Origin of the sequence: Clostridium sp. 1001283B150225_161107_B6 (assembly GCF_015556325.1) — a bacterium.
Lineage (GTDB): Bacteria > Bacillota > Clostridia > Lachnospirales > Lachnospiraceae > Enterocloster.
The window spans coordinates 494,777-513,547 of sequence record NZ_JADNMD010000001.1 but is presented as its reverse complement, the minus strand read 5'-3'; the positions used below and the strand labels follow the sequence as shown (position 1 = coordinate 513,547).

Genomic DNA, 18,771 nt, shown 5'->3' with positions numbered 1-18,771 from the left:
TATGACAGGAATAACGGTTAAGGAGCTCCTTGAGGCCACAGGAGGAATCCTTTTGCTGGGCCGGGAGGATATTGAGGCAGAACACATCAGTCTGGATTCCAGAAAAATGGAAGGGAACGACCTGTTTGTACCCATTATCGGTGAAAAGGTAGATGCCCACGGCTTTCTCTGCCAGGCAATCGTGAGCGGGGCGGCAGTTGTATTTACCAGTGAACACTGCAGCAGTGAGGCAGTGGAGGCTTTTGTGCGGCAGCAGTGCGCGGGCAACCGGGAGCAGGAGGAGAAAGCCCTTGGGGCGGCCTGGATTAAGGTGCCTGATACAAAAAGAGCGCTTCAGGATTTGGGAAGCTTTTGCAGGAACCGCCTTACCCTGCCCCTGGTGGGAATCACGGGAAGTGTGGGAAAGACCACTACCAGGGAGATGATAGCAGCGGCCCTGGGCGCCGGATTCCTGGTGTATAAGACGCCGGGCAACAGCAACAGCCAGGTGGGCGTGCCCATTACCATTGCAGAGATACCGGAGTCCGCTGAGATTGGCGTCATTGAGCTGGGAATGAGCGAGCCCGGGGAGATGGAGCGCATTGCCAGGGTGGCCAGGGTGGACTGCGCCGTCATGACCAACATAGGGGTGACCCATATCGAACAGCTTGGGTCCCAGGAACGCATCCTGGAGGAAAAGCTGCACATCCAGGACGGAATGCCCTCAGAGGGCACCTTGTTCTTAAACGGCGACGACCCTCTTCTGGCCTCCGTGGTTCCCGGAGAAGGCAGGAGGAAGGTGCTGTACGGACTGGGACAGGACTGTGACTACAGGGCAGAGGACCTGCACCTGGAAGACGGCTATCCTGTGTTCACAGCGGTCCACGGGAACAGCAGGACCCGGGTGCGGCTTCAGGTTATGGGAAGCCATATGGTAAGCAATGCAATGGCAGCCCTGGCAGTGGCGGATACATACGGGCTTTCCATGGAGAAGGCGGCCCTTGCCCTGGGGCAGTTTAAGGGCTATAAGGGACGCCAGCAGATATTTAAGTGGGGCGGAGTCACGGTTATTGACGACAGCTACAATGCCAGCCCCGTGTCTATGAAGGCCGGACTGGAGGTGCTGTCCTCCGTGGCAGGAGAAGGCCGCAGGATTGCAGTCCTGGCAGACATGAAGGAGCTGGGTCCTGACGCGGTCAGATTCCATCGGGAAATAGGTGGGTACATAGGAGAGCATCCTTTGGACACGGTACTTTTGCTGGGAGAACTGGCAGCCGCCATTGGCAGCGGAATGGAAGCATCCCATGCAGCGACGCCCTATTTCAAAATGGACAGTCTGGCCCGGATAGAAGGGTGGCTGGATGAGAACCTTAAGGAGGGCGACTGCGTCCTGTTTAAAGGCTCCAACAGCATGAAGCTGTCCGGTGCAGTGAAGCATCTGAAGGAAACCAGGGCATGATTCAAACTGCACACTCATATCTTTCCCTCATTTTGGGAAGAATGTATTTCATGGACAGAAATGTCACAGACAGTACATTCTGAATGAGATAAGGAGTAACATTGTGATGCAGCAGAAAGATGATAAGAAGATTCTCTGGCATACCCTGGCTTTCATGGCCTTTTCAACGGTCTGGGGATTTGGAAATGTAATAAACGGATTCTCTGAGTACGGCGGATTAAAGGCCATTGTATCCTGGATTCTTATATTTGCCATTTATTTTGTGCCTTATGCCCTTATGGTGGGGGAACTGGGCTCTACCTTTAAGCATGCCGGAGGCGGGGTCAGCTCCTGGATTCATGAGACCATAGGGCCTAAGATGGCCTATTACGCGGGCTGGACCTACTGGGTGGTCCACATGCCCTATATATCCCAGAAGCCCAATTCCACAGTGATTGCAGCCAGCTGGGCCCTGTTTCAGGACAAGAGGGCCAGCGGCATGAACACCACGGTGATGCAGATTTTGTGCCTGGTCATCTTCCTGTTTGCCATGTATCTGTCCGGAAAGGGGATGAGCGTGTTAAAGCGTCTTGCCACATTGGCAGGCTCGGCCATGTTTATCATGTCCATGCTGTTTATTGTCATGATGGTGGCTGCCCCGGTTCTGACAGACGGCTCCTTTTTAGCCATTGACTGGTCCCCGTCCTCCTTTATACCGGACTTTAACGCCAATTTTTTTCTCAGCCTTTCCATCCTTGTTTTTGCAGTGGGAGGATGCGAGAAGATATCCCCCTATGTAAACAAGATGAAGGACCCTTCCCGGGACTTTGCAAAGGGCATGGTAGCCCTTGCAGCCATGGTGGCCGTGACAGCCATCCTTGGCACCATTGCCCTGGGCATGATGTTTGACTCCGACCATATCCCCCAGGACCTGATGACCAACGGCGCTTACTACGCCTTTCAGAAGCTGGGTGAATATTACCATGCGGGCAACTTCTTTGTGGTGGTGTATGCGCTGACCAATCTGATTGGACAGTTCTCTGTCATGGTCCTGTCCGTGGACGCGCCTCTGCGCATGCTTCTGGACAGTGCGGATTCCCGCTTCATCCCCAGCAGGATGTTTGAGAAAAATGAACACGGCACCTATGTGAACGGCCACCGGCTGGTGACGCTCATTGTCTGCGTACTGATTGTGGTTCCTGCCTTTGGCATCCGGAACGTGGACGCCCTGGTGCGCTGGCTTGTCAAGGTGAACTCCGTGTGCATGCCTCTGCGTTATCTGTGGGTTTTTGTGGCATATATTGCCTTGAAACGGGCCGGAGATGCATTCTGCGGTGAATACCGGTTTGTGAAGGATAAAACAGCCGGTATCCTGGTGGGCGGCTGGTGTTTTATATTTACGGCCTTTGCATGCCTCACCGGTATATACTCAGAAGACCCCTTCCAGCTGGCCCTCAACATTGTAACCCCCTTTGTACTGGTAGGACTTGGATTTATTATGCCATGGATGGCAGCAAAGGAGAAAAAAAGTTAGGCTGCCTGCATTGCCCCGGGGGTGCGTTTATGGTACAGTAGAGGAGAAATAAAGAGACAAAGGAGATATCATATGAATATAGACAGAGAAGACTGTTTAAGTACAGCCAGAGAACTCATCGGTTTTCTTGAAAATAGCCCCACCTGCTTCCACGCAGTACAGTCCATTGCGGATTATCTAAAGGAGGCAGGCTTCACGCAGCTCCATGAGGGAGAGAAGTGGGAGCTTAAGGAGGGCGGTTCCTACTATGTGACCAGAAACGGTTCCTCCATCGTATCCTTTAAGGTACCGGGAAAAGCATTTTCCGGATTCCAAATCATGGCCAGCCACAGCGACTCCCCCTCCTTTAAAATCAAGGAAAATCCGGAGATGGAGGCTGAAAACCACTATGTGAAGCTGAACGTGGAAAAGTACGGCGGTATGCTGTGCGCTCCCTGGTTTGACCGTCCCCTTTCCGTGGCCGGCCGTCTGGCAGTGAGGGACGGAAACCGCATTGTGACAAAGCTGGTAAAGGTGGACCGTGACCTGCTCATGATACCGAATCTGGCCATTCATTTTAACCGGGAGGTCAATGACGGATATAAGTATAACGCACAGGTGGATATGCTGCCTTTATACGGCGGTGCGGACGCAAAGGGAACCTTCATGGAAACCGTGGCTGAGAGCGCCGGGGTCAAAAAGGAGGATATCCTGGGCCATGACCTGTACCTTTACAACCGTGTACCCGGGAGCATCTGGGGCGCAGGCGGGGAGTTCCTGTCCTGCGGCCATTTAGACGACCTGCAGTGTGCATTCTCCACCCTGAAGGGATTCCTGGAAGGCGGCCACAGTGATTGTGTCAGCGTACACGCTGTATTTGACAATGAAGAGACAGGGAGCCTGACCAAACAGGGGGCTGATTCCACCTTCCTGGAGGATGTGCTGAGACGGATAAACAGCGCCATGGGAAGAAGTGAGGAAGAATACCTGATGGCCATTGCTTCCAGCTTCATGGTTTCCGCTGACAATGCCCATGCGGCCCATCCCAACCACGGTGACAAATCAGACCCGGTAAACCGTCCCTATATGAATGAGGGAATTGTCATTAAATACAGCACACAGTATGCCACAGACGGACTCTCAGCCGCTGTGTTCAGGACATTGTGCCGGGAAGAGGGCGTGCCCTGCCAGGCATTTACCAACCGTTCCGACAAGGCGGGCGGTTCCACCCTGGGCAATATCTCCAACAGCCATGTGGCCCTGAACACCGTGGATATCGGTTTGCCCCAGCTGTCCATGCATTCCCCGTACGAGACAGTGGGAATCAAGGATACCTGCTATCTGATTCGGGCTTCAAAGCGGTTCTACAGCACCTCCATGAGGGCCATGGGCTCCGGAAGCTATGAAATGGGCTGACAGGTGCGTTGGGAAGCAGGCGGCTGATATGCGGTAACTGCGGTAACCAATAGGCGGTGACAGGCACAAGGCAGGCATGCGCAAAGATAATAAAGGACGGGCCGGGAGCCTGTCCTCCGGATACCCAGCCACAGCCCTGAGAGGGAGAAATCCCTTTTAGGAACCGCGGCTGGGTATTTATTGGAATTAAGAGAGAAAGAGGAAGGTAAGATATGTTTTCCAGAAAACAAATGATAAAGCTGCTGGCCCCCCTTATTGTGGAACAAATCATGGCGGTGCTGGTGGGCATGGTGGATGTGGTGATGGTGGCCGCGGTGGGGGAATCCGCAGTGTCCGGCGTTGCCCTGGTGGATTCCATCAGCGTCTTAATCATACAAATCATGGGAGCCCTGGCCACGGGAGGAGCCGTCATATCGGCCCAGTACCTGGGCAAGGAACAGCCCAGGGATGCCAGGAAGGCGGCCGGACAGCTGGTGCTGGTGACCATGCTCCTGTCTGTTGTCATTGCCGGGATAGCCCTGATAGGGGGCCGCCATCTGCTGGGAGGCATATTTGGAAAAGTGGAACAGGATGTGATGGACAACGCCCAGACCTATTTCTGGATTACAGCCCTGTCCTATCCCTTTATCGGGCTCTATAATGCCTGTACAGCCCTGTTCCGCTCCATGGGCAATTCAAAGGTATCCATGATGACCTCCTTTGTCATGAATATGATTAACATCATAGGAAATGCAATCTGTGTATTCGGCCTTAAGATGGGCGTGTCCGGCGTGGCATGGCCCACTTTTATAAGCCGTGTGGCAGCTGCCTTAATGATGTTTGTCCTCATCCAGAACCGGAACAACTCCATCCGTCTCAACAGCTGGAAGTTCCTGATTCCGGACCGTCATATGATTAAGAACATTCTGTCCATCGGGATTCCCAACGGGCTGGAAAACGGTATGTTCCAGTTCGGCAAGATATTCCTCCAGAGCCTGGTGTCTTCCCTGGGTACGGTATCCATAGCCAGCTTTGCCGTTGCCAGCAACCTGGTGACGGTCCTCTATCTGCCGGGAAATGCCATTGGCCTGGGACTGGTAACCATAGTAGGCCAGTGCGTGGGCGCCGGACGTTTAAAGGAGGCCAAGCATTACACGAAATCCCTTATACTGGTGGTATATGGAATCCTGGCCGTATTCAGCACAGCCATGGTCATCTGGTCCGCCGAACTGGTGGGAATCTATCATCTGTCCTCCCGGGCAGCCGCCATGGCGCGGGAGCTGATTCTGATTCACAGCATTGCCATGATTATATGGCCCCTGGCCTTCACCATCCCCCATGCACTGAGAGCTTCCCTGGACGCCAAATTCACCATGGCCGTGTCCGTGTTCTCCATGTGGGTATTCCGAATCGGATTTGCATACCTCTTTGTATACATATTCGGCCTGGGACTTTCCGGGGTATGGTACGGCATGTTCATTGACTGGATATTCCGGGCAATCTTGTTTTCAGGACGGTTTAAGGGGTTTGAGAGAAGAGCGGGGGTTGTGGAGTGAGATTCGCATGGTGAAAGGGAATTGATAACCATTGCGGCGGTCCGCGGTAAGGAGGGCGGGGAAATCATACCTCCCTGCGGTAACTGCCGTCAGATTTAAAATGATGATACGCCGGAATGTGATGTGATTCTTCAAGTGGACGGGAAATTGAAAAAGATTGCAGTAAGGGAGTTATTGCCCTTTTCTTATGGGGTTGAGGGACAGGTAATTGCCTGGGACAGGGCAGGAGGGACAGTTGTAAAACAGTATTAAGTGGTATGATTGTCTTTTGTGAAACGGTGCAGCCTTACTGGCTGTGCTGTTTTTGTTGTAAAACCGGTTGACATTTGCTGCATTTTATGTAACAATAGTTATGTAACATATGTTGTATAACTATTGTGATTTGAGATGAACGAGGTAACCATATGCCGCCCAAAGCAAAGATAACAAAGGAAATGATATTAAAAACGGTTTTAGATATTACGAGGGAATCGGGATTTGAGTGTGTCAATGCCAGGAGCATTTCGGGTAAATTACAATGTTCTACGCGTCCGATTTTTACATGTTATGCAAACATGGAAGAATTAAAAAAAGAATTTCTTGATTTTGCTTATGATTATTACAGTCAGTATGTTGCTGGCTTTAACAGGTCTGAAGGCGTAAAACCCTGCCTGGTTCTTCCGCTTTCCTATATTGAATTTGCGAAGGAAGAGACGCATCTGTTCAAGCTGCTCTTTATAAGCGATATGAATCTGAACATGGCTGAGCCCGGTGATTTCTATAAGGAGATAGGCAATGAAAAGCGGGCAGGGGAATTTGCAGAGATAATTGGAGTTGAGCCGGAGCGGGCAAGGGCAATATTTATAGATTTATTCCTTTATTCCCACGGCATAGCGGTCCTGGCAGCAGGGCAGAAGATATTATTAGATAATACCGGCATTGAAAGAATGGTCGCAAATATGCTGACAGCTCTCATCAGACAGGAAAAGCCGGACTGGAGCTTATCTGCTTAGCGGTATATCACAATCAGGTTGAAACAGAGGTGCATTATGACAACAAATCAGTACATCATTGATTTTTATAATAACTATGACGAGGACAGCCGTCTGAGCATGAAGCATGGCGCCGTTGAATTTCTTACCACCATGCGCTACATTGAAGCATACATACCCCCCGGCAGCCGGGTGCTGGAAATCGGCGCAGGGACCGGCCGGTATTCCCATGCGCTGGCACGTCAGGGTTATCAGGTTGACGCAGTGGAACTGGTCCCCCATAATATAGAAGTATTCCGCAAACACACACGGCCCGAGGAACATGTAACAATTACACAGGGCAATGCTTTGGATTTATCCGCCTTTCCGGACAATCAATATGACATTACGCTGCTGTTAGGACCCTTATATCACCTTTATAATCAGGAAGATAAGCGCCAGGCGCTGGGGGAGGCTATCCGCGTCACAAAACAAGGAGGCGTAATCATAGCCGCATACGTTATATCCGACGGATGTCTCCTGGACGAAGGATTCAACCGCAGCAGCATCCATGTATCTGAATACATTAAAAGGGGATTGCTTGACCCCGAAACCTTTGCCGCAAAATCCGAACCAAAGGACCTGTTTGAACTTGTACGCAAAGAAGACATTGACGATTTGATGTCCGTATTCCCCACAACGCGCCTGCACTATGCCGCAGCGGACGGCTGCGCCCTGCTCATGCGCGAAGCAATTGATAAGATGGACGATGAGACATTTGAATTATACCTGAAATACCACTATGCCACCTGTGAACGCGGGGACCTGACAGGCATCACAAGCCATGCAATTGACATATTCCAAAAGTAAAATGCAATACAGTAATCCATGTCGGCCTTTCTCCCCTCGGATAAAATTTCCTGTCCGTGTTTGCCTATCTCCCCGTCCCATTTGCATTTTGCTGAATTCTCATGTATAATAACCAAAGTACAAAATATCAGGACAGACAGGTGAAGTGAGTGGCGCAGAGATATGCCAGTATTATTATAGATATTTCCCACGAAAATGTGGACAGAACGTTCCAGTACAAAATACCGGAGGAGCTGCAGGGGAAAATCCAGGTGGGGCAGCAGGTTTACATACCCTTTGGACAGGGCAACCGGCAGCGTAAGGGATATGTGGTGGAGCTGACAGACCAGGCTCAGATAGATGTCCATAAATTAAAAGATGTGGCTGGGATTGTGCAGGGAAGCGTGCCTGCTGAGTCCCAGCTTATTTGGCTGGCCTGGTGGATGAAGGAACGGTATGGCTCCACCATGAATCAGGCCCTGAAAACAGTTCTGCCTGTGAAGCAGAAGGTCAGGGAGGCGCCTAAACGGAGAATCCGTTCCCTGGTTGGCAGGGGCGTGCTGGAGGAGCTGGCGGAGGAGGCCGGACGGAAGAAGCATAAGGCTAAGCTGCGGCTTTTAGAAGCCCTGCTTCAGAACGGAGCCATTCCCTATGAGGAGGCCATGAACCGGCTGAGCCTGACAGCAACAGCCATTAAGCCTCTTTTGGAGGCCGGAATCATTGCCGTGGAGGTGGTGGAGAAATACCGGAATCCTTTGGAGGAAATGAAGCTGCTTATGGGGGGCGGTGATAGGAGCCGTGCGGCGGCAGATAACCGGGCAGCGGATAACCGGGCGACGGATAATCGGACGGCAGCAGATAGCCGGGCGGCAGAGGGAACCGGCCTGTGGGGCGCCCCGCCGGACCTGAATCCTTTCCAGCAGGAGATTGCAGATGCAGTTACAGGGGAGTATGACCGGGGAATCCGGCGGACTTATCTGCTTCACGGGGTGACGGGAAGCGGTAAGACGGAGGTCTACATGGAGCTGATTGCCCATGTGCTGGGAGCCGGGCGGCAGGTGATTGTGCTGATACCGGAGATTTCCCTTACCTGGCAGACCGTTATGCGGTTTTACAGCCGCTTTGGCAACCGGGTGTCGGTGATGAATTCTCGCATGTCTGCAGGGGAACGGTATGACCAGTATGAACGGGCCAGGACAGGAGACATCGATATTGTCATCGGACCGCGCTCCGCCCTGTTTGCCCCCTTTGAAAACCTGGGGCTGATTATCATTGACGAGGAACATGAAAATGCCTATAAGAGCGAACTGTCCCCACGCTATGATGCCAGGGAAGCAGCCGCCAGGCGGGCCCGGATGAATGATGCTTCCCTTGTCATGGGTTCGGCCACCCCTTCTTTGGAGTCCTATACAAGGGCTTTGAGGGGAGAGTACGGGCTGTTTACCCTGAAGGAGAGGGCTAAGGAGGACGCCTGCCTTCCCCAGGTTGAAATCGTGGATTTGCGGGAAGAATTAAAGGAGGGGAACCGTTCTATTTTCAGCAGGCGTCTTAAGGAGCTGATAGAGGAACGCCTGGAAAAAAGGGAGCAGGTCATGCTGTTCATCAACCGCAGGGGCTATGCGAATTTTGTGTCCTGCCGTTCCTGCGGCGAGGCTGTCAAGTGTCCCCACTGCGATGTGACCCTGACCCTGCACCGGGACGGGCGCATGATGTGCCACTACTGCGGGTATACCATTCCCCAGCCGAAAAAATGCCCTGTGTGCGGCTCGCCTTATATTGCGCCCTTTGGCACAGGGACCCAGAAGATTGAAGCCATGGCAGCAGAGCTTTTCCCTAAGGCCAGGATACTAAGGATGGATTTGGATACCACCTCCAAAAAAGGCGGGCACCAGGAGATACTATCTTCATTTGCCAGGGGAGAGGCAGATATACTTATAGGCACCCAGATGATTGTCAAGGGGCATGATTTCTCAAAGGTGACCCTGGTGGGAGCCCTGGCAGCGGATTTGTCCCTTTACGCCTCGGACTACCGGTGCGGGGAGCAGACCTTTGCCCTTCTGACCCAGGCAGCCGGCCGGGCCGGAAGAGGGGATTTGCCTGGAAATGTGGTGATTCAGACCTACCAGCCCGAGCATTACAGCATCCGCACGGCAGCTACCCAGGATTATGAGAGCTTCTACGGCCAGGAGATGGCTTACAGACGGCTGCTGGGATATCCTCCCGCAGTGGCACTGCTTACCATCCAGCTGGCCTGCCCTCTGGAAGGGACGCTGGAACAGACAGCGGACCTGGCGGCAGGATGGGTGCAGCAGTGGGCGGACCGCATGGAGCAGGAAAAAATACAGGGATACAGGTCCTTCCGGCTCATTGGGCCGGTCAATGCAGCGGTATACAAAGTTAATGATATTTATAGAAAAATTTTATATATAAAGCATGAAAATTATGATATACTGATACAGATTAGGAAAATGACGGAAGAGGGCCTGAAGGGATTAGAAGGCCGTGATGGACTGACTGTGCAGTACGATTTAACATGATGAAGGAGATTGAGAAGAGATGGCAGTTCGACAGATAAGGATTATGGGAGACGATATTCTGACAAAGAAGTGTAAGCCTGTGAAAGCGATGAATGAGCGCACCATGGAGCTGATTGAAGATATGTTTGAGACCATGTACCAGGCCAACGGCTGCGGCCTGGCAGCACCCCAGGTGGGAGTGCTGAAGCAGATTGTAACCATTGACGTGGACGACGGGAACCAGTACGTACTGATTAACCCGGAAATCATAGCCACCGAAGGCAGCCAGACCGGTTATGAGGGATGCTTAAGCCTGCCGGGCAAGTCAGGTATTGTCACCCGCCCCAACTATGCCAAGGTGAGGGCCCTGAATGAAAATATGGAGCCGTTTGAGCTGGAAGGCGAGGGCCTGCTGGCCAGGGCCATCTGCCATGAATGCGCCCATCTGGAAGGCCAGATGTATGTGGAGCTGGTGGAGGGAGAACTGGTGGATACCGCTGCCGATGAGGAAGAAATCACAGAATAGGAGTGAGGTTTATGCGCATTGTATTTATGGGAACACCGGATTTTTCCGTGCCAGCCCTTAAGGCACTGGTGGAAGCTGGTCATCAGGTAATTGCCGTGGTGACCCAGCCCGATAAGCCCAGGGGCAGGGGAAAGGAAGTCCAGATGACGCCTGTGAAGATACAGGCCATGGAATACGGCATTCCGGTGTATCAGCCGGCAAAGGTGCGTGATGCCTCCTTTGTGGAAGTCCTTCAGGGCATGGAGGCGGATGTGTATGTGGTCATAGCTTTTGGACAGATTCTTCCCAGGGCAGTGCTGGAGCTTCCTAAGTACGGCTGCATCAATATCCACGCGTCCCTGCTTCCGAAGTACCGGGGCGCTGCACCCATCCAGTGGTGCGTCATAGACGGTGAGAGAGAGACAGGCATCACTACCATGATGATGGACGCTGGCCTGGATACAGGGGACATGCTGGAAAAGACAGTAATCCCCATTGAAGAAAAGGAAACGGGCGGCAGCCTGCATGACAAGCTTTCCCAGGCAGGCGGGGAACTGATTTTATCCACCCTTGCAAAGCTGGAGCAGGGCACACTGGTCCGTACCCCACAGACAGAGGAGGGCACCTGCTACGCCAGGATGCTGACAAAGTCCCTTGGCGACATTGACTGGAATCAGGGCGCGGTGTCCATTGAACGCCTGATTCGGGGATTAAATCCATGGCCCAGTGCATATACCCTGTGGAATGGGAAGACAATAAAGATATGGTCGGCGGATGCGGTTACAGGCCGGGAGGCGGATGGCTTTTTGGCTGAATCAGGATTACCGGCAGAAACAGGGATGGTTCCCGGCACCGTGGTGCGTTCGGATAAGAACAGCCTGGTGGTTTCCACGGGCAGCGGCCTGCTGTCCGTCAGGGAGCTTCAGATGGAAGGAAAGAAACGCATGGATACCCCAGCTTTTCTCCGCGGATATCCTATCCCGGAGGGGGACGTTTTTGTAAAGAAAGAGAGTGATTGATGATGTTTTACCCTATGTTTTATTTTGACCCCACCTATGTGCTGATATTGATTGGCGTTATCATATCCATGGCAGCCTCTGCCAAGCTTAACTCCACGTATCAGCGTTACAGCTCCGTCAGGAGCATGTGCGGCATGACAGGCGCTGAAGCCGCCAAACGGCTTCTGGCCAATCAGGGAATCTATGACGTGACCGTGCGCCGTGTGGCAGGCAACCTGACAGACCACTATGACCCCAGAAGCAAGACGGTGAACCTGTCCGATGCAGTGTATAATTCCACATCCATCGCGGCCATCGGAGTGGCGGCTCATGAGTGCGGCCATGCCATGCAGGATGCCAATGACTATTCTCCGCTGAGGATACGCGCGGCCCTGGTGCCGGCAGCCAACCTGGGCGCCCAGCTGAGCTGGCCCCTGATTATCATCGGCCTTTTGCTGGGAGGAAGCTCTGTTCTTTTGAATCTGGGTATCCTTTTGTTTTGCCTGGCAGTGCTGTTCCAGCTGGTGACTCTGCCGGTGGAGTATAATGCTTCCCACAGGGCGGTGGCTCTTCTGGATTCCACAGGAATATTGGCCGGGCAGGAAGTGGGACAGACCAGGAAGGTACTGAACGCAGCGGCCCTTACCTATGTGGCGGCAGCGGCGGCATCCGTTCTCCAGCTTCTCCGCCTGCTCATATTATTCGGCAACCGCAGGAATGATTAAGGCGCAGGGTCCGGGAGAATTTATGGGGATTTATATTCAGACAGGCCCTGAGAGGAGAAAATTCAGATGGCAAAGACCTTAGACAGAGGACTGGAAAACCGGGAAATTGTCCTGGACATATTGACGGAGGTGCTGGAACAGGGGGCTTTTGTCCATCTGGTCTTAAACCAGGCACTGCAGAAGTACCAGTACCTGGGCAAGGCGGACCGGTCCTTTATCACCCGTGCCGTGGAAGGAACCCTGGAATACCTGATTCAGATTGATGAGGTCATAAACAGGTACTCCAAGACTAAGATTAATAAGATGAAACCCTTTATCCGCAGTCTTCTGCGGATGAGCGTGTATCAGATTTTATATATGGACCGCGTACCGGATTCCGCTGTCTGCAATGAGGCGGTGAAGCTGGCGGTGAAACGTCACTTTTCCGGGCTTAAGGGATTTGTGAACGGCGTACTGCGGACCATTTCCAGGGAAAAGGAGAATTTGTCCTTTGACACTCCCTCCCTGCGCTACAGTATCCCTCAGTGGATGTACGGCATGTGGGAAAAGGAGTTTGGAAAAGAGAAGGCGGAGAAGATTGCCGCCTCTTTTCTTGAGGATAAGCCAACCTGGGTCAGATGCAACCTGCACCGGGCGGACAGGGAGCGTATCCTGGCCTCCCTAAGGGACCAGGGAACATTGGTCTCGGAGCTGCCCTTCATGGAGTCCATGATAGCCATTGACGGGTATGATTACCTGGAGGGACTGGATGCCTTCAGAAAGGGCTGGATACAGGTACAGGATGTGACCTCAGCCTTTGTGGGGGAGATTGCATCCCCTGAAAAAGGAAATTATATCATAGACGTATGCGCTGCCCCGGGAGGCAAAAGCCTTCATCTGGCGGATAAGCTTAGGGGCACCGGGATGGTGGAAGCCAGGGACCTTACATATCAGAAAACAGCCCTGATTGAGGAAAACATGGCCCGCTGCGGCGTGACCAACATGAAGACCCTGGTATGGGATGCCCTGGAGCCGGATTTGTCGGCTGTTAAAAAGGCGGATATTGTCATAGCCGACCTGCCCTGTTCCGGATTGGGCATCATAGGGAGAAAGCCGGACATTAAGTACAATATGACGCCGGAAAAGCTGGAGGAGCTGGCAGGACTCCAGCGGCAGATTCTGTCTGTTGTCTGGCAGTATGTAAAGCCGGGAGGGCTTCTCTGTTACAGCACCTGTACCATTGACAGGCTGGAAAACCAGGACAATGCTGCCTGGTTAAGAGAACAGTTCCCTCTTGAACCGGTGGATTTGACGGACCGGTTTGACGGACTGCCCAAGGAGCCCTCATTAAAGGAGGGATGGGTTCAGTTTCTTCCGGGAGTGCATCCCTATGACGGGTTCTTTATCAGCGTATTCAGACGCATGGACAGTGAACCGGGCCGGGATGGTATTTAGAGGTGGTTTTGGAAGGAGTTTTTATGCTGGATTTATTGGACTGCAATGGAAAGAAAGATATAAAATCCATGACACTGGAAGAAGTGACAGCGGAGATGGCGGCCCTGGGAGAGAAATCTTTCAGGGCAAAACAGCTTTATGACTGGATGCATGTGAAGCTGGCGGAAGGATTTGACGATATGAGCAGCCTTTCTAAGGAATTGCGGCAGAAACTGAAGGAGCAGTACAGACTTACCTGCCTTAAGATGGTGGAAGAGCGCATTTCCCAGGTGGACGGTACCAGGAAGTATCTGTTCGGCCTGGAGGACGGCCATGTGATTGAAAGCGTGTGGATGCAGTACCGCCACGGCAATTCCGTCTGCATCTCCTCCCAGGTGGGCTGCCGCATGGGCTGCAGGTTCTGCGCTTCCACCCTGGACGGCCTGGAACGGAACCTGCGTCCCTCCGAGATGCTGGAACAGGTATACAGGATTCAGTCCATTACAGGGGAGCGTGTCTCCAATGTGGTGGTTATGGGTTCAGGAGAACCCATGGATAACTATGACAATGTCATCCGTTTCCTGCGGCTTATTTCCCATGACAAGGGGCTGAATATCAGCCAGCGGAATCTTACCATCTCCACCTGCGGCATTGTTCCGGGTATTCAAAAGTTTGCACAGGAGGGCATGGCAGTGACACTGGCGCTCTCCCTTCATGCTCCCAATGACGAGGTAAGAAAAACCCTGATGCCCATAGCCAACAGCTATCAATTACAGGACGTGCTGGAGGCATGCCGTTATTACTACGAAACGACCGGACGCCGTCTTACCTTTGAGTACAGTCTGGTGCGGGGGGTCAATGACAATCTGGATGAGGCCAGGGCTTTGGCAAAGCTTATAAAGGACCAGCACGGCCATGTGAACCTGATTCCGGTGAATCCCATCAAGGAACGGGATTACGTCCAGTCCGGCCAGAAGGCCATACAGGATTTCAAAAATCTTCTTGAAAAAAACGGTATAAATGTTACTATTAGAAGAGAAATGGGCCGGGATATAGGCGGAGCCTGCGGCCAGCTGCGCAGAAGCTATAAGGAAGCTTCTGCGGCACCACAATGCACGGAAGGAGAGGGATGACCATGGAAGCATATGCTTTGACAGACATTGGCCGGGTCAGGACCATGAACCAGGACTATATTTATGCCTCACCGGAAAAGGTGGGCTCCCTGCCAAACCTGTTTCTGGTGGCAGACGGCATGGGCGGCCACAGGGCCGGTGATTATGCCTCACGGTTTGCGGTGGAGAATCTGGTGATATACATAAACAGGGCAGGGGACGGCTCTCCTGTGATGCAGTTAAAAAAGGGCATTGAGGCAGTGAATGGAATGCTGTATGAAGAATCATTAAAAAGGGAAGAACTGAAAGGGATGGGATGTACTCTGGTGGCCGGCGTGGTGGAGGACAACATCCTCTATGTGGCCAATGTGGGCGACAGCCGTCTCTATCTCATACACGGTGATTCCATCCGGCAGGTTACCAGGGACCATTCCTATGTGGAGGAGATGGTGGCCATCGGACAGATGAAAAGGGGAAGCGAGGATTATAACAGGCGCAAGAACATCATCACCAGGGCCCTGGGAATCGGCAGGGAAGTGGAGCCGGATTTCTTTGAAGTGGATTTGGAGGATGGGGATTATATCCTGCTCTGCTCCGACGGCCTCAGCAATATGCTGGAGGACCAGGCCATGTATGAAATCGTCACAGGAGAGGGAAGTCTTAAGGAAAAGGCAGCCCTTTTGATAGAGGAAGCCAACCGTCAGGGCGGCATTGACAATATTGCGGTGGTTCTTGTGAATCCGTCGGGAAGGGAGGCGGGCATATGTTAACTCCCGGAACATATCTTCAGAACCGCTATGAGATTCTGGAACGGATTGGCTCTGGCGGCATGTCCGTGGTGTACAAGGCGCGGTGCCATACCCTGGACCGTCTGGTTGCCATTAAGGTATTAAAAGAGGAATTTGCCTTTGACGAGAATTTTGTGAGTAAATTCAAGATGGAGGCCCAGTCAGCAGCCCGTTTGTCCCATCCCAATATTGTCAGTGTCTATGATGTTGTGGATGAGGATGTATACCATTATATTGTCATGGAGCTGATTGAGGGCATCACTCTTAAAAATTATATCGAGAATAAAGGGTATCTGGAGAGCAAGGAAGCCATCGGAATCGCACTCCAGGTGGGACAGGGCATAGCGGCGGCCCATGAACAGCACATCATACACCGTGACATCAAGCCCCAGAACATGATTATATCCAGGGACGGCAAGGTGAAGGTGGCTGACTTCGGCATTGCCAGGGCCGTGTCCTCCCAGACCATGAACGCCACGGCAGTGGGCTCTGTCCATTATATCTCACCGGAACAGGCCAGGGGCGGCTACTGCGATGAGCGCAGCGACATCTATTCCTTTGGCATTACCATGTATGAGATGGTCACAGGGCGTGTGCCCTTTGAGGGGGACAACACGGTCACTGTGGCTTTGGCCCATCTGGAGGAGCCGGTTACGCCGCCCAGCCAGTATGTGCCTGACATGTCCCATGCGCTGGAACAGATTATATTAAAATGTACGCAAAAACGTCCTGACCGCCGTTATTCCTGTGTGGCGGATGTGATTGAGGACCTTCGTAAGGCTCTGATGGACCCGGAGGGGGATATCTATGCCCGCAAGGACGGGGAAGAGGATGAGCTTGGCAAGACCAGGTCCATTACAAGGGAAGAACTGAACAGCATCCAGGGCGGCAGGAAAAACTATCCCGAGGAGGTTCTGGATGAACCGGAGGAAGAGAAAACTGAACCCCAGGGCAGGAACAAGCCGAAACAGCACAAAAAAGAAGGCCGCCTCCATACCAGGAAAAAGAACGACGGAGACGATGTGAGCACTCAGTTTGAGCGCATCATTACGGCCTTCGGTATTGTGGCGGCCATCATTATTGTGGCGGTGGTGCTGTTTGTATTTTCACGTCTTACAGGGCTCTTCAGGCAGGGCAGCAATAAGCCGTCCACAGAGACAGTTGCTGTGACCACCGAAGGCGCCCCCACCATTGTGGACATTAACACAGAGGACCAGATAAATATGCCCAGTGTTCTGGGGCTGCCCCAGGATATGGCCAGGGAAAAGCTGAAGGAAAGCAGCCTGGTGATGGAGGTCATGGGCAGCGAGTACTCTGATAACTATACGGAAGGACAGGTCATGGGCCAGGATATTCTGGCAGGCACCGTGGTCAAGAAGTGGAGTACCGTGGGAGTGACAATCAGCAAGGGCAGCGATAAGGTGGACCTGAATGCCATGGACCTGACCCTGATGACCGGAGAGGACGCCAAGCTTCTGCTGGAGCAGAAAGGGCTGGCTGTGGAGGTTGCAGAGGAGAACAGCGACACTGTCATAAAGGGCAATGTGATTCGGTTCAGCCCCCAGGTGGTGAAGGTGGGCGAGAGCGTCAGCCTCTATGTAAGCAAGGGCTCCCAGAATGTGGAGGGACGGGTCCCCAATCTTCTGGGACAGCCGCCCACATCAGCAGACGCCCTGCTGGCAGGCGCAGGCCTTTTAACAGGAAATGTGACCATGGAGGCCAGCGATACGGTGGAGGAGGGCCTGATTATCAATCAGTCAGAGTCGCCGGGAACCATTCTTCCTCCGGGCTCAGCAGTGGATTATGTGGTCAGCGGCAAGCCTGCACAGACCCAGGCGGAGGATGAGAGGTATTATATCGGCTCTATTGACGAGGCATGTTCCCTGAGCAACTATATAGGACCGGCTTCCCAGACCAGCAGCGTGCGCGTGCTGATTCGCCTCAACCAGACCAACGATGAGGGTGCTTCTGTTTACACCACCCTAATGAGTCCAAGGCTGGTAGTGGGAGCCCAGACCGTGCCCGTGGTATTCCCCAGAATCAAGGGGGCCTACGGTGTGGACAGTGGTATGGTGGAAGTGGTGGATGCAGATAATTTAACAGTAATCAAGTCCTATCCGGTGTCATTTTTCCCGGTGGGATAAGAGGAGTATATGACAGGTAAGATAATCAAAGGAATTGCAGGCTTTTATTATGTCAATGACGGCAGGAACCATGTGTACCAGTGCAAGGCTAAGGGCGTGTTCCGCAACCGCAAGATCAAGCCCCTGGTGGGGGACAATGTGGAGTTCTCTGTTTTGGATGAGGGGGAGAAGGAGGGGAATATCGACGCCATCCTTCCCCGGGAGAACGCCCTTAGCCGGCCGGCCGTGGCAAATGTGGACCAGGCTCTGGTCGTGTTTGCCGTCACGCATCCGGAACCGAATCTGAACCTTCTGGACCGTTTTCTGGTGATGATGGGGATTCAGGGGGTGCCGGTCATCATCTGCTTTAACAAGGTTGATTTGGGGGAGGCAGGTCTTGTGGATAAGTACCGGGCTATCTATGAGAGGGCAGGGTATGAGGTCCATTTTGTCAGTACCTACGACGACACAGGACTGGAAGAAATGAGAAAAATCCTCAGAGGAAAAACCTCAGTACTGGCCGGGCCGTCGGGCGTGGGAAAATCCTCACTGACTAACTGCATCCAGCCTCAGGCAGCCATGGAGACAGGGGATATCAGCCATAAGATTGAGAGGGGACGCCATACCACCCGGCATTCCGAACTGTTTTATGTGGAAGAGGACACCTACATGATGGATACGCCGGGATTCAGCTCCATGTTCATTGATACCCTGGAGCCGGGAGAGCTGAAGGATTATTTTCCTGAGTTCGGGCCATATGAGGACGAGTGCAAATTCCTGGGATGCGTCCACGTGGGTGAGCGGGTCTGCGGTGTGAAGGAGGCCCTGAAACGGGGTGAGCTGAGCGCCAGCCGGTATGACAATTACATCCTCATGTATGAGGACCTGAAAAATAAAAGGAGGTACTAGAC

General features: G+C 52.8%; 15 protein-coding genes. All 15 read left to right on the top strand.

The window, feature by feature from the left end:
• The first annotated feature begins 1 nt into the window (after window position 1).
• The 15 genes from murF to rsgA all read left to right on the top strand — a co-directional run bounded on the left by murF (window position 2) and on the right by rsgA (window position 18,769).
• Window positions 2–1,438 (top strand): UDP-N-acetylmuramoyl-tripeptide--D-alanyl-D-alanine ligase, encoded by a 1,437-nt coding sequence (gene murF / locus I2H39_RS02380; protein WP_195625720.1) that lies wholly within the window; start codon window positions 2–4, stop codon window positions 1,436–1,438.
• A 106-nt stretch (window positions 1,439–1,544) separates the two neighbouring features.
• The gene (locus I2H39_RS02375; protein ID WP_195625719.1) at window positions 1,545–2,951 is read left to right on the top strand and encodes an amino acid permease; all 1,407 of its coding nucleotides are present in this window, start codon (window positions 1,545–1,547) and stop codon (window positions 2,949–2,951) included.
• Window positions 2,952–3,023: 72 nt separating this feature from the next.
• On the top strand, window positions 3,024–4,346 hold the full coding sequence (locus I2H39_RS02370) for a M18 family aminopeptidase (RefSeq protein WP_138311126.1): 1,323 nt from the start codon (window positions 3,024–3,026) through the stop codon (window positions 4,344–4,346).
• A gap of 212 nt (window positions 4,347–4,558) precedes the next feature.
• Window positions 4,559–5,881, top strand: coding sequence for an MATE family efflux transporter (locus I2H39_RS02365; protein WP_138311125.1), 1,323 nt, complete (start codon window positions 4,559–4,561; stop codon window positions 5,879–5,881).
• 554 nt (window positions 5,882–6,435) lie between these two features.
• Window positions 6,436–6,873 (top strand): hypothetical protein, encoded by a 438-nt coding sequence (locus I2H39_RS02360; protein ID WP_330640946.1) that lies wholly within the window; start codon window positions 6,436–6,438, stop codon window positions 6,871–6,873.
• A 36-nt stretch (window positions 6,874–6,909) separates the two neighbouring features.
• The gene (locus I2H39_RS02355) at window positions 6,910–7,701 is read left to right on the top strand and encodes a class I SAM-dependent methyltransferase (RefSeq protein WP_195625718.1); all 792 of its coding nucleotides are present in this window, start codon (window positions 6,910–6,912) and stop codon (window positions 7,699–7,701) included.
• A 149-nt stretch (window positions 7,702–7,850) separates the two neighbouring features.
• The gene (gene priA, locus I2H39_RS02350; protein WP_138311122.1) at window positions 7,851–10,217 is read left to right on the top strand and encodes a primosomal protein N'; all 2,367 of its coding nucleotides are present in this window, start codon (window positions 7,851–7,853) and stop codon (window positions 10,215–10,217) included.
• Window positions 10,218–10,236: 19 nt separating this feature from the next.
• A complete protein-coding gene (def, locus tag I2H39_RS02345) occupies window positions 10,237–10,722 on the top strand; it encodes a peptide deformylase (protein WP_195625717.1) in 486 nt (161 codons plus the stop codon).
• Between the two features lie 11 nt (window positions 10,723–10,733).
• A complete protein-coding gene (fmt, locus tag I2H39_RS02340) occupies window positions 10,734–11,720 on the top strand; it encodes a methionyl-tRNA formyltransferase (RefSeq protein WP_195625716.1) in 987 nt (328 codons plus the stop codon).
• Window positions 11,721–11,722: 2 nt separating this feature from the next.
• Window positions 11,723–12,424 (top strand): zinc metallopeptidase, encoded by a 702-nt coding sequence (locus I2H39_RS02335; protein WP_330641157.1) that lies wholly within the window; start codon window positions 11,723–11,725, stop codon window positions 12,422–12,424.
• Window positions 12,425–12,490: 66 nt separating this feature from the next.
• Window positions 12,491–13,858, top strand: coding sequence for a 16S rRNA (cytosine(967)-C(5))-methyltransferase RsmB (gene rsmB, locus I2H39_RS02330; RefSeq protein WP_138311118.1), 1,368 nt, complete (start codon window positions 12,491–12,493; stop codon window positions 13,856–13,858).
• A 23-nt stretch (window positions 13,859–13,881) separates the two neighbouring features.
• Complete coding sequence (rlmN, locus tag I2H39_RS02325; RefSeq protein WP_138311117.1) at window positions 13,882–14,970, top strand: 23S rRNA (adenine(2503)-C(2))-methyltransferase RlmN; 1,089 nt, start codon at window positions 13,882–13,884, stop codon at window positions 14,968–14,970.
• Between the two features lie 2 nt (window positions 14,971–14,972).
• Window positions 14,973–15,719, top strand: a complete 747-nt coding sequence (locus I2H39_RS02320; RefSeq protein WP_138311116.1) for a Stp1/IreP family PP2C-type Ser/Thr phosphatase — start codon at window positions 14,973–14,975, stop codon at window positions 15,717–15,719.
• Window positions 15,713–17,881 carry a Stk1 family PASTA domain-containing Ser/Thr kinase gene (gene pknB, locus I2H39_RS02315; RefSeq protein ID WP_195625715.1) on the top strand — a complete coding sequence of 723 codons (2,169 nt, stop codon included), beginning with the start codon at window positions 15,713–15,715 and terminating at the stop codon, window positions 17,879–17,881. Before I2H39_RS02320 ends, pknB begins: the two co-directional genes overlap by 7 nt.
• A gap of 9 nt (window positions 17,882–17,890) precedes the next feature.
• Complete coding sequence (rsgA, locus tag I2H39_RS02310) at window positions 17,891–18,769, top strand: ribosome small subunit-dependent GTPase A (RefSeq protein ID WP_195625714.1); 879 nt, start codon at window positions 17,891–17,893, stop codon at window positions 18,767–18,769.
• The last annotated feature ends 2 nt before the right edge of the window (window positions 18,770–18,771 follow it).

Excerpts from the sequence above, each read along its gene's own strand:
- murF (WP_195625720.1), top strand. The coding sequence starts at position 2 with ATGACAGGAATAACGGTTAAGGAGCTCCTTGAGGCCACAGGAGGAATC.
- I2H39_RS02375 (WP_195625719.1), top strand. The coding sequence starts at position 1,545 with ATGCAGCAGAAAGATGATAAGAAGATTCTCTGGCATACCCTGGCTTTC.
- I2H39_RS02370 (WP_138311126.1), top strand. The coding sequence starts at position 3,024 with ATGAATATAGACAGAGAAGACTGTTTAAGTACAGCCAGAGAACTCATC.
- I2H39_RS02365 (WP_138311125.1), top strand. The coding sequence starts at position 4,559 with ATGTTTTCCAGAAAACAAATGATAAAGCTGCTGGCCCCCCTTATTGTG.
- I2H39_RS02360 (WP_330640946.1), top strand. The coding sequence starts at position 6,436 with ATGGAAGAATTAAAAAAAGAATTTCTTGATTTTGCTTATGATTATTAC.
- I2H39_RS02355 (WP_195625718.1), top strand. The coding sequence starts at position 6,910 with ATGACAACAAATCAGTACATCATTGATTTTTATAATAACTATGACGAG.
- def (WP_195625717.1), top strand. The coding sequence starts at position 10,237 with ATGGCAGTTCGACAGATAAGGATTATGGGAGACGATATTCTGACAAAG.
- fmt (WP_195625716.1), top strand. The coding sequence starts at position 10,734 with ATGCGCATTGTATTTATGGGAACACCGGATTTTTCCGTGCCAGCCCTT.
- I2H39_RS02335 (WP_330641157.1), top strand. The coding sequence starts at position 11,723 with ATGTTTTACCCTATGTTTTATTTTGACCCCACCTATGTGCTGATATTG.
- rsmB (WP_138311118.1), top strand. The coding sequence starts at position 12,491 with ATGGCAAAGACCTTAGACAGAGGACTGGAAAACCGGGAAATTGTCCTG.
- rlmN (WP_138311117.1), top strand. The coding sequence starts at position 13,882 with ATGCTGGATTTATTGGACTGCAATGGAAAGAAAGATATAAAATCCATG.
- I2H39_RS02320 (WP_138311116.1), top strand. The coding sequence starts at position 14,973 with ATGGAAGCATATGCTTTGACAGACATTGGCCGGGTCAGGACCATGAAC.
- pknB (WP_195625715.1), top strand. The coding sequence starts at position 15,713 with ATGTTAACTCCCGGAACATATCTTCAGAACCGCTATGAGATTCTGGAA.
- rsgA (WP_195625714.1), top strand. The coding sequence starts at position 17,891 with ATGACAGGTAAGATAATCAAAGGAATTGCAGGCTTTTATTATGTCAAT.